At 37.9% G+C, this 14765-nt stretch carries 14 protein-coding genes and 3 pseudogenes; 3 read left to right on the top strand and 14 right to left on the bottom strand.

All coding sequences use genetic code 11. The annotated features are described in order from the left end of the window. Positions 1-140 precede the first annotated feature (140 nt). The gene (locus OWR28_RS24745) at positions 141-1013 is read left to right on the top strand and encodes an AraC family transcriptional regulator (protein ID WP_332388916.1); all 873 of its coding nucleotides are present in this window, start codon (positions 141-143) and stop codon (positions 1011-1013) included. Between the two features lie 93 nt (positions 1014-1106). On the opposite strand, the gene OWR28_RS24740 is transcribed toward OWR28_RS24745, so the two are convergent. Continuing rightward, entirely contained in the window at positions 1107-1388 is a 282-nt protein-coding gene (locus OWR28_RS24740; RefSeq protein WP_332388915.1) for a hypothetical protein, read from the bottom strand. A gap of 93 nt (positions 1389-1481) precedes the next feature. Further along, a pseudogene (locus OWR28_RS24735) lies at positions 1482-3088 on the bottom strand (fumarate hydratase). 224 nt (positions 3089-3312) lie between these two features. Between OWR28_RS24735 and fumC the strand changes: the two are divergent. Next, a pseudogene (fumC, locus tag OWR28_RS24730) lies at positions 3313-4706 on the top strand (class II fumarate hydratase). A gap of 75 nt (positions 4707-4781) precedes the next feature. Here the strand turns inward: fumC and OWR28_RS24725 are convergent. Both OWR28_RS24725 and OWR28_RS24720 read right to left on the bottom strand, forming a co-directional pair. Next, on the bottom strand, positions 4782-5639 hold the full coding sequence (locus OWR28_RS24725) for a porin family protein (protein ID WP_332388914.1): 858 nt from the start codon (positions 5637-5639) through the stop codon (positions 4782-4784). After that, positions 5567-5821 carry a hypothetical protein gene (locus OWR28_RS24720; RefSeq protein WP_332388913.1) on the bottom strand — a complete coding sequence of 85 codons (255 nt, stop codon included), beginning with the start codon at positions 5819-5821 and terminating at the stop codon, positions 5567-5569. Before OWR28_RS24720 ends, OWR28_RS24725 begins: the two co-directional genes overlap by 73 nt. A 145-nt stretch (positions 5822-5966) precedes the next feature. Here OWR28_RS24720 and OWR28_RS24715 point away from each other — a divergent pair, with 145 nt between their 5' ends. Beyond that, entirely contained in the window at positions 5967-6116 is a 150-nt protein-coding gene (locus tag OWR28_RS24715; RefSeq protein ID WP_332388912.1) for a hypothetical protein, read from the top strand. 108 nt (positions 6117-6224) lie between these two features. On the opposite strand, the gene OWR28_RS24710 is transcribed toward OWR28_RS24715, so the two are convergent. The 10 genes and pseudogenes from OWR28_RS24710 to OWR28_RS24665 all read right to left on the bottom strand — a co-directional run bounded on the left by OWR28_RS24710 (position 6225) and on the right by OWR28_RS24665 (position 14761). Further along, complete coding sequence (locus OWR28_RS24710; protein WP_332388911.1) at positions 6225-6458, bottom strand: hypothetical protein; 234 nt, start codon at positions 6456-6458, stop codon at positions 6225-6227. A 35-nt stretch (positions 6459-6493) separates the two neighbouring features. Next, on the bottom strand, positions 6494-7003 hold the full coding sequence (locus OWR28_RS24705; protein ID WP_332388910.1) for an RNA polymerase sigma factor: 510 nt from the start codon (positions 7001-7003) through the stop codon (positions 6494-6496). A gap of 171 nt (positions 7004-7174) precedes the next feature. Beyond that, entirely contained in the window at positions 7175-8113 is a 939-nt protein-coding gene (locus OWR28_RS24700) for a Dyp-type peroxidase (protein ID WP_332388909.1), read from the bottom strand. Positions 8114-8131: 18 nt separating this feature from the next. Next, positions 8132-8848, bottom strand: a complete 717-nt coding sequence (locus OWR28_RS24695) for an ABC transporter ATP-binding protein (protein ID WP_232722987.1) — start codon at positions 8846-8848, stop codon at positions 8132-8134. 3 nt (positions 8849-8851) lie between these two features. Beyond that, positions 8852-10135: a DUF5687 family protein gene (locus OWR28_RS24690; RefSeq protein ID WP_332388908.1), complete on the bottom strand. Its 1284-nt coding sequence runs from the start codon at positions 10133-10135 to the stop codon at positions 8852-8854. Between the two features lie 2 nt (positions 10136-10137). Further along, entirely contained in the window at positions 10138-10317 is a 180-nt protein-coding gene (locus OWR28_RS24685; RefSeq protein ID WP_332388907.1) for a hypothetical protein, read from the bottom strand. Between the two features lie 75 nt (positions 10318-10392). Beyond that, positions 10393-12041, bottom strand: a pseudogene (locus tag OWR28_RS24680) (DNA repair protein RecN). Between the two features lie 125 nt (positions 12042-12166). Further along, positions 12167-13072 (bottom strand): type IX secretion system protein PorD, encoded by a 906-nt coding sequence (porD, locus tag OWR28_RS24675; protein WP_332388906.1) that lies wholly within the window; start codon positions 13070-13072, stop codon positions 12167-12169. A gap of 36 nt (positions 13073-13108) precedes the next feature. After that, positions 13109-14314, bottom strand: coding sequence for a bifunctional phosphopantothenoylcysteine decarboxylase/phosphopantothenate--cysteine ligase CoaBC (coaBC, locus tag OWR28_RS24670; RefSeq protein WP_332388905.1), 1206 nt, complete (start codon positions 14312-14314; stop codon positions 13109-13111). Positions 14315-14437: 123 nt separating this feature from the next. Next, positions 14438-14761: a DNA-directed RNA polymerase subunit omega gene (locus OWR28_RS24665; RefSeq protein WP_332388904.1), complete on the bottom strand. Its 324-nt coding sequence runs from the start codon at positions 14759-14761 to the stop codon at positions 14438-14440. Positions 14762-14765: the final 4 nt, after the last annotated feature.

Here is a 14765-nt window from a genome sequence, read left to right as displayed (position 1 = left end):
TTTAATTATTCTAAATTTAATTTAATTTTGCGCAAAAGTACCTCTCATTATTAACGCCGGGTTATCATTTCCGAACTTTTGGTTATCCTGCGAAGACTTTCAATTTAAGAAGTTGTACCATAGCTGTAAAAATGTGCTGTATGAGGAAAACATCCGAAAGCGGACTGCTGTTCAGCTCCGAAGACATCAAAATCATCATGCAGGAAAACCTGTGCCCTGACCATTCATTCAGATCTCATGTACGGGAAGGAAAATCAAGCTTTAATCTTATTTTCCTGCTGAGTGATGGCATCTACTTAGAAGCTCCTGATTGCGGAACGAAGTTTCTGTTCAGAAAAAGCCAATATATCCTTCATTATTCTCCGAAGGAAAGTATGGCTGAACTTTGGACAGAAAACCAGGAAATACTGAAATACCTTCAGATTCAGATCAATTATCAGTATATTTTTAACCTCATCAATCCAGGACTTCATCGTGATAATGCTGAAATTCTTGAAAATATGATCCGTAATAATTTTATATTCCTGCATAAAGAAACACCACCGGATATGACGGTTGAAATGCATATGATCGTAAGGGAAATTCTGGGCTGTACCAAACGGGGAATTATGCAGAAACTATTCATAGAAGCCAAAATTATCAAACTTCTTATTCTGATCTTTGAGCAGTTCAATGAGAAAAACACACTGGAATCTACCCCAAAGACGCCTGAAATGATCAGAAAATTTATTGATGAAAATTACCACAGAAATATAAAAGCTGAAGAGATAGGAAAGTATATCGGGATGAATCAAAGTATCATCAGAAAGGAATTCAAATCTCGATATCATACAACAATAGCTCTTTATATTTCGGAACTCAGGATGCTGAAAGCTAAAAAGTTAATCACCAATAAAGAAATAATGATCAAAGAAATCGCAATAGAATGCGGTTACGAATATCTTCAGAACTTTACACGGGCATTCAAAAGGAAGTTTGGCATCTCTCCTGAAAGGATGAGGAATAATAAATAGAAAAACCGCTTAAAAAAATTAAGCGGTTCATATATGTTGTTTTGCTTTGATATTACTTTTTCAGAATTCAGGTGAAAAAGCAATGACAATCAATTAATGATGTCCGTGATCGTGAATGAAAGGTCCGTTTCCTTTAGGCTCGTTATAAATAACCTCTACACCTTCCTGCTCAGTAATAAGCTTTCTTCTGATGTCTTCAGGATTGAAAGGTTTTACTTTTCCGAAATACTCTTTCAAACCTTCAGTTAGCCACATTGGGATTACTAATCCGAAGAACATAAAAATACACCAGAATCCTACTAAGAACATAGTAATGAAGAAAATAGTCCACAGGAACTGGTAGAACGGCCAAAATGCTGATAAAATCGTTATCATTCTCTTAAAGATTTTAGGCAAAAATAGAACTTTTTTCCTTTTTACACAAAAGATCAGCGTTCTATTTTGTTATTTATTTTAATTTTAAACTAATTAATGGGCAAGATCTGCGAAGAAATCGTTGCCTTTATCATCGGTAATGATGAATGCGGGGAAGTCTTTTACTTCGATTTTTCTTACGGCTTCCATACCTAATTCAGGGAAGTCTACAACGTCTACAGACACAATATTATCCTTGGCAAGGATGGCGGCCGGTCCTCCGATAGATCCAAGATAGAAACCTCCGTATTTGTTACATGCATTGGTAACATCTTTACTTCTGTTTCCTTTTGCCAGCATAATCATACTTCCGCCATGGCTCTGGAATTCATCTACATAAACATCCATTCTTCCTGCAGTAGTAGGTCCGAAGCTTCCTGAAGCCATTCCTTCCGGAGTTTTTGCTGGTCCTGCATAATAGATCGGGTGATTTTTGAAATACTCCGGCATTGGTTTACCGCTGTCAATAATTTCTTTGATTTTTGCGTGAGCGATATCTCTTGCCACGATCAATGTTCCGTTCAGCTTCAGTCTCGTTTTGATCGGATATTTAGAAAGTTCCGCAAGGATTTCCGGCATTGGCTTATTCAGATTGATCTCAACAGCTTCTTCCAGGTGCGGAGGTGTATCAGGCAAGAACCTTTTCGGATCCTGTTCAAGTTGCTCAAGGAAAATTCCTTCTTTGGTAATTTTTCCTTTGATATTTCTGTCTGCAGAACAGGAAACTCCCATTCCTACAGGACAGGATGCGGCATGTCTCGGAAGTCTGATTACTCTTACGTCATGAGTAAGGTATTTTCCACCAAACTGAGCTCCAATGGCACTTTCCTGGCAGATTTTCTGAACTCTGGCTTCCCATTCAAGATCTCTGAATGCCTGTCCGGCTTCATTTCCTTCTGTCGGAAGATTATCGTAATATTTTGCTGATGCTTTTTTAACAGCCGCAAGGTTGGCTTCTGCTGATGTACCTCCGATTACCAATGCCAGGTGATACGGCGGGCAGGCAGCTGTTCCAAGGTCTGAAATCTTTTCTTTGATGAATTCTTCAAGAGATTTTTCGTTCAGTAAAGATTTTGTTTTCTGGTATAAGAATGTTTTGTTGGCTGAACCTCCACCTTTTGTTAAAAATAAAAATTCGTAGTAATCCCCTTTTTTAGCATAGATATCAATCTGTGCCGGAAGGTTAGATCCGGAATTCTTTTCATCAAACATCGTTAAAGGTACGACCTGAGAATATCTTAAGTTTCTTTTCTGGTAGGTATTGAAGATTCCTTTGCTCAGGTATTCTCCATCGTCTACTCCTGTATATACATTTTCACCTTTTTTCCCATTACAATCGCGGTACCTGTATCCTGGCATGAAGGAAGAGCTCCCTCAACAGCTACTGCAGCGTTCTGCAAAAGATTGTAAGCAACGAATCTGTCATTATCTGTAGCTTCAGGATCATCAATGATTCTTCTAAGGCTTTCCAGGTGTGAGGAACGAAGCATGAAAGACACATCTGCCATGGCCTCTTCTGCCAGTAACTCCAATCCTTTCGGGTCTACTGTTAAGATTTCTCTGTCACCCAGTTTTTCAACCTTTACATAGTCTGATGTAAGTTTCTTGTACACCGTATCATCTTTCTGAATAGGATACGGATCCTGATATCTAAAATCCATTCAATTTTTGTTTGTACAAAAATACGCCTCCTTAAAAAATATGAGTAAAATCAGTCAGTTAAATTGATATTTATAATGATTATAAATTGTGGGTTTCTGAGTTTATAAGTACCTTTATAGAAGATAAATAAATTAAGCCAAAGCATTATTTTTTTTCATTACAAATTAATAATGTCAAAATTTCATGGCTTTTGAATCAACAGATCATACAAATTTCAACCACTATGAATTACAGAATAGAAAAAGACACTATGGGGGAAGTGCAGGTTCCTGCAGATAAATTCTGGGGTGCACAGACAGAACGTTCCAGAAACAACTTCAAAATAGGGCCTGAAGGCTCGATGCCGCATGAAATCATTGAAGCTTTTGCTTATCTTAAAAAAGCAGCAGCCTATGCCAATACTGACCTGGGAGTGCTTCCTGCTGAAAAAGGGATATGATAGCGAAAGTATGTGATGAAATACTGGAAGGAAAATTGAATGACCAGTTTCCTTTAGTAATCTGGCAGACAGGCTCCGGAACACAGTCGAATATGAATGTCAATGAAGTCATTTCAAACAGGGCTCATGTGAATAACGGAGGAACATTAGGTGAAAAGTCTGAAATTCACCCGAATGATGATGTGAACAAATCCCAGTCTTCGAACGATACTTATCCTACAGCCATGCACATCGCTGCTTATACAAAAGTGGTGGAAGTAACGATTCCCGCAGTGGAAAAATTAAAAAATACACTGGCTGAAAAATCGAAAGCTTTCAAAGATATTGTCAAAATCGGAAGGACCCATCTGATGGATGCTACCCCACTTACTCTTGGACAGGAATTTTCTGGTTATGTAGCCCAACTGGAATTCGGATTGAGAGCTTTAAAAAATACATTACCTCATCTTTCCGAGCTGGCACTAGGAGGAACTGCTGTAGGAACGGGTCTGAATACCCCTAACGGTTATGATGTAAAAGTAGCAGAATACATTGCTCAATTTACAAAACATCCTTTCGTTACGGCTGAAAATAAATTTGAAGCTCTTGCAGCCCACGATGCCATTGTTGAAAGCCACGGTGCACTAAAACAGCTGGCTGTATCTCTGTTTAAAATCGCTCAGGATATCAGGCTTATGGCTTCAGGGCCGCGTTCAGGAATCGGGGAAATCCATATTCCTGAGAATGAACCGGGATCTTCTATTATGCCGGGAAAAGTAAATCCAACTCAAAATGAAGCAATGACCATGGTGTGTGCACAGGTTTTAGGAAATGATACCACGATTTCGTTTGCCGGAACTCAGGGGAATTACGAGCTGAATGTTTTCAAGCCGGTAATGGCTTTTAATTTCTTACAGTCTGCCCAATTGATTGCTGATGCATGCATTTCCTTCAACGACCATTGTGCCGTAGGTATTGAACCTAATCATGAAAGGATTAAAGAGCTTGTAGACAAATCTTTGATGCTTGTTACAGCTTTAAATACCCACATCGGATACGAAAACGCCGCTAAGATCGCTAAAACAGCTCATAAAAATGGTACGACATTAAAAGAGGAAGCCATCAATCTTGGTCTGTTAACTGCTGAACAGTTTGATGAATGGGTAAAACCTGAAGATATGGTAGGAAGCTTAAAATAATGATTATATAACTGATACAATGTAAAACTCCGGGAGCAGGTCTTCCGGAGTTTTTGTTTTGCAATCAAAATATATTTAATCCAATCCGATGGCTAGGCCGAATATCAGCGCTTTATCATTTTTAAAATAGCCGTCCTTAAAGAAGTTGCTGAAGTCTTTTTTTACAAATATGCTGAAGCCGTTATAAGAAAGAGTAAGCTGTGCCCCATACACAAAAGGATTTACCTGGTAATTTCCGCGGTCTCTTCTTTCTCCGTCACCGTCTTTCACAATATTATTCGTAGACATTTTCACCCCTCCATATACATTCGCTCCTATTTTAAATCCGGTATAGTAACTACGGTACTGGATATCCATGCCGGCATTTTTAAGTTTGGAGAAGTTATACTGTATTCCAAGAGGAACGATAATATATCCCGTTCTCAGTTTACTTTTATCCAGATTTTGATTGGCCTGAACCAAAGCAACTCCCTGGTCTGCACTTTTTGCAAAGTACATATTATTATCTGTTCTGACGGTTCTCCAGGAAAACCCTAATCCTGAAGTAACCGCCCAGGGGCTGGTTCTGCTGAGCTGATAATTCAGTTTCAGCCCAAATTCCAGATTATTCGCATATCCGATGTTCTTATCCAGTTCGTTATCCTGAGAGCTGTTTGTCAGTGTCATAATTCCGTAGGAGAAATATCCCGTAAAGCTTCTGGTAGGACGGAATTTTTTCAGCAGTTTTTCTTTAAGCTCTTCATTGGAAGTCACATCAGTATTCAAAAGAGAATATCTTACCTGCTTCTGAATCACATCATCCAGATCAAATCCCAGTTCTTCAATTCTTTTATCCATTTTCTCGGAATAGCGATCTGCAATCAGGGCCTTTTCTCTGTCGAATTCAGCCTTGTCCAGATTCCTGGCCTGCAACACCTTAAGCTCTTCTTCCATGAGCTTTTTTCTTCCTGGATAATGGCATTGATCTTAGCAGCATATTCTTCCACTTTTTCTTTGACAATCGGGCTTACCTCAGTATCTTTTTTGGAAGACAGGTTAATATTGAAGGTCTTTTGTGCATGGAAAGATGCTGAAACAAAGCATAGCAATCCCATTACGATTAATTTCTTGATCATATTATTAATTTTTAAATTTTCGGATGGATTATCTGGCATTCAGGTCAATAGTAGTAGCAACGTTGCTACCATCCTTCGTTTTTTCGATAACGTCTTTATGCTCTACTGAAAAAAGGAGCGTGGACGGGTCTACATATTTCTTTTTTTGGCCGGAGTTTTTAAAGAATCGGCTTTTGCCATGAGCTTAGGAGTGGAAATCTGGATAAATTCCGCTTTCTTTGCAGGGACAGTTTCTTTAGGAATCAGCTTCTCTGATCCTATTGCCACAGCAGAAACCACTTCATCCTTATCCTGAGCAGGTATTTTTGTATGTCTTTTTTATCATTATTCTCGGCTGCCAGCGGAATGCTGTTCTGTACCGGATCTTTTACGATACTGTCAGCAGTAATTTTTTCTGTTTTCTTTACAGTTTCAGGATGAATTTCCGCAGGTTGATTAAGAAAAACAGAACGGCACCCAAACCAAAGGTCAACATTAAACATGCAGCTATTAAAACCCATTTCATTTGTAACCTTGGTGAACGATTACTGTTATTATGGAACTCTATTTCAGACCACAGATCACGGGACGGAGTGATCTCTCTTTCGTCAATCTGCTTTTTGATCTGATATTCAATATTATCTTTAAACGTTTTCATTTTTCACTTTTTTTGTTGTTGAAAGTAGATCTTTCTTAATTTTCTTTTGCCCTGAAAAGTTGTGTTTTACTCACGGCAATTGAAATCTGCAAAGTATCGGCAATTTCCTGATGAGAATATTCTTCCAGTACATACAGGTTAAAGACCATTCTGTAGGCATCCGGAAGCTGATCCAAAAGTTCCTGCGCATTAAAATCACAGTCAATCTCCGTTTCGTGGATATCTTCATGAAAAGATTGATTGATCTCATCCAGATAGAAAACTGTTTTATGACTTTTGATAAAATTCAGGCATTCATTGACCACAATTCTTCTTGCCCAGCTTTCCAGGTTCGACTCTCCTCTGAAGCTTTCTATATGCTTAAAAATTTTACAGAATGCTTTAATGAGACAATCTTCTGCCTGGTACAAATCGCTTACATAGCTTTTGCTTATACTCAGAAATTTCTTTACATTCTGTTCATAGAAAATCTTCTGTGCCGCCGGATCCTGTTTTTTCAGGAGGCTCAACAAGTCATTCTTTTTATTTCCGAACAAGAGTTTCATGCTTATGCTGTTTCTATACTAAAGACAATGAAAACAAAAAAGGTTACACGTTTTTAAAAAAGTTTATTTACAATCTGTTTTAAGCTTTTCAGAATCATTTAATTCCGAATAACAAAAAGTTTAAACAGTTTCTATATTAAAAAAGCTGCCTTGAAAGAGGCAGCCTTGCATTTATCCTGAGAATTCATCAAGCATATTTCTGGTAGGAACAAAGAAAAGCGTTCCGGTAACGGCTGTGCTGAAGTCTAAAATCCTGTCATAATTTCCCGGCGGGTTACCTATAAACATGTTGGTCAGCATCTTTCTGGTTGTTGTAAATGTGCTTGCATAAGAAATAAAATAGGTCCCAAAGTCATTAGTAGAAGGGCTTCCGAAAGGCATATTATCCCTGACAATTTTCAATTCTTCCCCATTTTCACCTTCAATATTGGCTAAGGCAATGTGAGAATTGGAAGGTTTTACATCATCAGACATTTCAATATCATTTTCTTTTGATCTTCCGATTACTTTTTCCTGCTCTTCTGTGGATAATCCTTTCCATGCATCCATATTATGAAGGTATTTCTGTACAAAAAGATAGCTTCCGCCTTTATACTGAAGATCTTCATCTCCGATTTTTGCAAAGTAATCACGGTCGTCCCCATGCGGATTTTCAGTTCCGTCTACAAAACCAAGAATAGAACGTGCATCCCAGTATTTGAATCCGTGAATCTCCAGAATACTTTCGCCTACCGGGCTCAGCAGTTTGGATATTTCCACAGCCATATCAAAGATCAGGCTTTTGTTATCTGCTCTCAGGTGAAAATGGAGATCTCCGGGAGTGGAAACAGCGGTATGTTTTATTCCTTTTATTTCTTCAAATCTGACTAATTCCTTTGGAGGAGGTGTCGGAAGTTCCAGTTTTCTCCATGCCTCGGCACCAATTCCCATCACACAGCTTGCCCTGTTGTCCGGAAAACGGTTGAAAACCGAATTATTAAGATTTAAAACCAAAGCGCTTAGCCTCTGAAAAACATCCTTCAGCTGTGGACTTTCATTAAGTTTCCAGACCATAAAAATAGTATTGCTATTTGGATAATCTGTTACGTTCTGTGATTCTATCGTATTCATACCTCTTTTTTTGTGGTATTAAATATCCGAAACAGAAACCTGATCTGCAAAATATTGCTCAAGATCTTTCAGGGTTTCCGGGTTGGTCTGAATATCTTTTACCAAAAGACCTTTATTCACTACCACAATTCTGTTACACACTTCTGTGGTGTGAGAAAGATCATGGCTCGATATCAGGAAAGTAACTCCATCCTGTTTAGACAGTTCTTTGATCAGGTTTTTGAGCTTGATCTGCGTAGACGGATCCAGATTGGCAAACGGTTCGTCTAGAATAATAATCTCAGGATTCCCAATGATGGCCCCTACAATTCCCACTTTTTTCTGATTCCCTTTTGAAAGGTCACGGATATATTTGCCGGATTTAAGGATCTCCCCATTGAAAAAATCATGGAAAGGTTTCAGGAATTCATCTACAGATGCCTTGTTCTGGCCTCTCAGCTCCCCGATGAAGTAAAAATATTCTTCAGGAGTAAGATAACCGATGAGGAATGTATCATCCACAAAAGCTGAAACTTTATTCTTCCACGCTTCGGATTCGTTAACTTTAATGCCATCAATACTTACATACCCTGTAGAAGCCTGGATCAAATCCAGCATCAGGCTGAAAAGCGTTGTTTTTCCCGCCCCGTTATTTCCTACAAGACCAAATGTTTCCCCATTTGGAATTTCAAGATGTTCGATATTAAGAACAGTTGCTGTTCCGTATGTTTTGGATAAATTATGGATGTTGATCATGGCTTAACTTTTATTTTTAAATGCATCAAGTGTGCTGTATTTTTCTTTCTTATAATGTTTTACAATGATATCGAAGATCTTTTCTCTCAGGAAAAACCCGATAATTCCAATAACGGCAATACTTATTACTCCTGCGGTAATACCGGAAAAATATTTTGCCACCGCAAATACTCCCATTGGAAGAAGCATTTTTGGAATCAGCAGAAGCATTGCCACAAGATTGAAACTTCCTTTTTGCCCCATTCTTTTTTCTTTTGAATTCAGATCAATCTGGGTTTTGTTGAAGGCGCCAGACCATAAGGTAAACTGGGAGTTCACTCCAATATTGTATAATCCGGCTGCAAAAAAGGTAATGTAAACTTCCCAGCCAAAATACGCATAACAAAGAGCTATAATCACAGAAGCTGCTGTTACAATATTCATCAGCCACCATTTTGCTTTCAGATATTCTTTGTAAGGAACGTTCAGGGTCATCATCAACGGATAATATGAACTGTCAAAAGCCGGTACTCTCTGCCCGAACAGAAACTGGAAGCCTCCTGTTACAAAAAGCCCCATAAACATCATCATTGCCGGAGTTTTATACAGTGAGGAGGTAAACATCAGTAATCCGTAGAATAAGAACATAAAGCTGCCCAGCAAAATGCCTTTGGTCACCTTATTACGTCTCAGCATTTTTATATCATTATTGATAAATGTACCGGTAACTCCATACTTGTTTAGGAACGCTATATTTTCTGTTTTTCCAACGGTTTTCTTCGCTTCAAGTCCCTGATCAAGATAAAATTCGTTACGAAGGTAGCGGAAGCATATCCACCACAATATTACGAACAAAGCAACAGGAATCAGGGCAAAGTAAGGTTTTTCATAAAAGCTGAAGAAAACAGACTCAGAATAAGACAAAACCGGAATCATATTGTAATATCCCAACGCTCCTATTGTCAGGAAGCATATACCAATGATCACCGCCAGGGTCTCCTTACCGTTGAAGAAAATATTGATGAAATTATTCAGATAGAGTAATGAAATCACCCCTATAAGCCAGAGTACGATCCCGGGAATACTATATCCGTTGAATACAGCAATGAGTGAAAATGTAATGAAGAACAAAGAGCTCAACCAGCTGAATGCTGAAAGAAAAGTTTTAGCCAGCATATAATTGACCAATGTATTCTTCCTGATATTCAGGGTGAGAAACGGCTTGATATTCTGTGTAGGAATTTCCTGCCAGAGGTATTTGAGGGCAAGATCAATGATCCAGCCAACAATCAGAAATTTCGAAACCACTTTTAAAGGATTCTGGTGCATTTCCTCCTGCACGTAGAAAAAGCAATAAAAGCTCCTCCTACCAGACAGCCCATGAAATAAAGTATTCCGATAAACCGGAGTATTTTCATGGTTAAATTGATCCCTAAAGATGTACCACGGAAAAAGCTTTTGATTTCAAGCCTAAGGAACTTTAGAAACATATGTTAGTTTTTTTACATTAGTAAATATAATGTAAAATATGTTACAAATTTTTCAGTAAAAGTATGATTTTGCCACTATCCGATAAGCTCTTTCGCCTGGGCTAAAGCAGCTTCCGTAATTTTACTTCCGGAAAGAAGCTGGGCAATTTCATTCAGCTTTTCTTCGCTGTTCAAAGGAATAATTGTAGATTGTGTTCTGCCGGAAATATCCTGTTTCACCACTTTATAATTGTCATTACCTTTAGCGGCAACCTGTGCAAGGTGGGAAATAACAATGAGCTGCATGTCTTCAGACATTTCACGCATAAGGTTTCCGATTTCTTCTGCTACTTTTCCTGACACTCCGGTGTCAATTTCGTCAAGAATCAAAGTGGGAAGCTCGTCGCTTTCTGCAATAATTTTTTTTACAGCAAGCATCACTCTTGATCTTTCTCCTCCTGAAATAGCTGTCTGGATCGGCTTTAAAGGAAAACCGGAATTGGCCTGGAACAACAGCTGGATATTTTCCTTTCCAAACTGATTGAATTCATCAGCATCCTGCAGTTCAATATCAACTTTTGCTTTTTCAAGCCCTAATTTTTTCAGAAGACTTTCCGCTTTTTTAATAAAAACAGAAATATTCTTATGTCTGTTCTTTGAAAGTTTGGAAGCAAGACTTAGAAGTGTTTTTTCTTTTGAGAAATATTTTCTTCTGTTTCTTCAATCTGTGATTCCAGTTCTGAAGCTCCTTTCTGATCTCCTGCAAGCTGGTTTCGGATTTCTATCAGCTCATTCAGATCCGAAACATTATGTTTAAGGAACAGGGTATTGATTTTATTATTCAGATCGGTAAGGTATACGAGATTTTCCGGATTAATCTCTACTCTTTCCGCTTGATGTTCAAGTTCAGAAATAATGTCTTTAAGTTCAACAAAAGAGGTTTCCAGCCTTTCATCCAATTCTGCGAAACCGGCAGAAACTTCGGAAATTTTTGAAAGCTTATTGGTTGCCTCATTAAAGAAGGACAGAATTCCTATTTCCTCCTGATGAAACCTGGATAAGATCTGCCCAAGATTTTCAGAGATCATCCCTGCATTTTCCTGGACGGAAAGCTGGTTCCGGATATCTTCATAATCAACGTCATCAAGCTTCAGCTCTTCCAATTCGTTCAGTAAAAATTCTTTGTAATCACTTTCTTTATTGGTTTCAGAAAGTTGCGTTTTCAGTTTTTTCAGCTGCAGTTTAAGATTTTGAAAATCAGAAAATTCCTGCTGATATTCTTCAATGATCTTTTTATTTTCAGATAATCCGTCGATAATTTTAAACTGATATTCAGAGGTGAAAAGATTGGAAGTTTCAAACTGGGAATGGATATCGATCAGTTGAGAAGAAAGCTCTTTAAGAATATCCAATGTTACCGGCACATCATTAATGAATGCACGTGACTTCCCTGAAGGAAGAATCTCTCTTCGGATAATGGTCTGAAGCTCGTAATCCAGATCGTTTTCTATAAAGAATTTCTTAAACTGGTTATTGAGTGAAAATTCAGTTTCCACCACACTTTTTTCTTCAGTTTTAGCGATAGATTTTACATCTGCCCTCTCTCCTAAAATAAGCCGGAGAGCACCTAAAATAATAGATTTTCCAGCTCCTGTTTCTCCGGTAATAACCTGTAAACCATTTTTCAATGATACTTCAAGGGTATCAATCAGGGCAAAGTTTTTAATGTAAATTCTCGAAAGCATTGATAATCCGGGTTATAATCCAATTTCAGTTTGAAATGTAAAAATAAGTTTTTTTTTAATGAATTGAGAAAATGTTTTTCACTCCGCTCACCAATAATGTCGAGTATTTAACTTATCCGGAATTTCTAGACTTTCCACTTATTCCATTTATTGTCTATATTTTTTGGCGAAAGGATGATCATTGTTTGTTTTAGATCATTGAGAATCAAACCTCCGTTATTTCCGGAATTGAAAATATTGAAGATTTCATCACTTTTGGTATCCATGAACAGGTTAAAGAAAAATGCCTGCTGAAAACTGTTCTCATACATTTTCAATTGCATCAGGGCATCAAAAATCACTTTTTTTCCAGGCGTCTGGTCCTGATTGAAAAGGTTATCCAGTCCTGCTCTGTGGTAGGTATAAATGGTAGAACGTAACTGACTCCAGTTAGGGTTCATGATTTCGTTAATCAAAATAGAACGGCTTCTGGGCTCGTTGATGGTATTCCATCCCTCATAGTTTCTGTTTTGGGAATTCTGGGCAATCTGTTGTGCTTTTGCATACCATTGCGATCCTCCCATAGACTGAAAGCTGTCTGCATCCATCCCCAGAATCACATAAATATAGAAACTGATTACATCTGTAAGGTTTTTTCCTGAAAATTGTCTTTCATTAAAAATAAGGCTTTCATTCTCAATATATTCAAAAGCAAATCTCTGATCCTGAAGATTCAGCAGGGGAGATTCATAGGTAGTATTATAAACAGGCCTTACTGCCTGAATAACAATAGATCCCTTGAACTTGTTAACATCCCTTTCCGAAATAACAATGGAAAAACCACATTTTATTTTTTCAAAATTCTGAAGTTTTTTGCCTGTCCAGCTGGTATTATTGATAAAGTCTCTGAGACTTTTCTCCAATGCCTTATACGCCTGCTGGTTACTTCCTCCCAACTGCTGGGAGTTTACCTGCACCGTTGCCAGCAGCTCCTGGGAAAAACTTTGGGTGTATAGAAAAAACAGAAAAAATAAACTTATAATTTTTTTCATTGTCTATTAAAAATTGAGAACGGAAATTTATTAAAATTATTTTAAAAGTTGAGACTCAACAAAATCGAGAATATCTTTTGCCACATCATCTTTGGATTTCAGGTTGAATTCCTTCTTTTCTGTTTTGGTAAATATCCTGATTTTATTGGTGTCATTTTTAAACCCGGCTCCTTCGTCACGCAAAGAGTTCAGAACAATCATATCCAGATTTTTCTTTTCTAACTTCCCTTTTGCGTTTTCCTCTTCATTTTGGGTTTCAAGCGCAAATCCTACCAGAAACTGATGGGTTTTCTTTTCTCCCATCGTTTTAAGGATATCCGGATTCTTAATCAGTTCTATGGTAAGGTTTTCATCATTCTTTTTGATTTTTTCCTTAGCCACCTCTTTGGGGGCATAGTCTGCTACGGCAGCACTTGCAATTCCGATGTCTATCCTGTCGTAAAATTCAAAAACTTTTGCCAGCATTTCTTTTGCAGAAGTCACTTTATGAAGCTCAACATTCGGGTCGTTAATAGTTTGAGAACTTGGACCGGAAATCAGAATAACTTTTGCTCCTCTTTTTGAAGCTTCCCCTGCAAGAGAAAACCCCATTTTTCCAGAGGAATGGTTCCCGATGAATCTTACCGGATCGATAGCTTCGTAGGTAGGTCCGGCTGTAATTAAAACTGTTTTCCCCTCCAGGCTTCCGGAATGGTTTTCTGAAGTAAAATAATGTTCAACAGTATTAAAGATCGTAGCCGGCTCAGCCATTCTTCCCTGACCGATCAGTCCGCTTGCCAGCTCTCCGTTCTCTGCAGGTATAATGATATGCCCGAAGCTTTCTGCCAGCGACAGATTATTTTTAGTGGAAGGATGCGCATACATATCAAGATCCATGGCAGGAGCAATGAACACCGGGCATTTTGCAGACATATAAGTTGCAATAACCAGATTATCACACATCCCATGGACCATTTTGGCTAAGGTATTGGCTGTACAGGGAGCTACAATCATGATATCTGCCCATAAAGCCATTTCCACATGGCTGTTCCATGTTCCATTATCTCCATAAAAATCTGAATACACCGGCTTTCTGGATAATGTAGACAGGCTTAATTTTGTTACAAAATTTTCTGCATCAGGAGTCATTATTGTCTGTACTTCGGCACCATTCTTCACAAAATCCCTGATCAGGAAGTGAATTTTATAAGCCGCAATTCCTCCGGAAACAGCGATAAGTATTTTTTTACCGGAAACACTCATTTAGTTCTAATTTTTTGAAATACTAAAGTACTTATTTTTTCCCACACAATGAGGCTTTAAAACAACAAAGGTCATAAAAGAAGTGAATTCCTTTATGACCTTGATTTATTAAAACACAGACGATTACTTTCTCTCTTCTGTTTTTCTGAAATAGACTTCATCGTTTAACCATTCTTCAATAGCAATTGAAGTAGGCTTTGGAAGCTTTTCGTAATGTTTAGAGATCTCAATTTGTTCTCTGTTTTCGAAAACCTCTTCTAATGTAGAATTGTGAACAGCAAATTCATCCAGTTTATTGTGAAGTTCCGTACGGATCTCCGCATTAATCTGCTCTGCTCTCTTTCCCATGATAACAATAGCTTCATAGATTGAACCTACTTTATCTTCAATCTTATCTTTATCGTAAGTAATTGTATTTACTTCTGCTTTTGTATCTTTTACACTCATTTTG

Origin of the sequence: Chryseobacterium sp. 1B4 (assembly GCF_036631475.1) — a bacterium.
Classification (GTDB): Bacteria; Bacteroidota; Bacteroidia; order Flavobacteriales; family Weeksellaceae; genus Chryseobacterium.
Note: the sequence above shows the minus strand (reverse complement) of the source record. Positions and strands in the feature narration are given on the sequence as shown.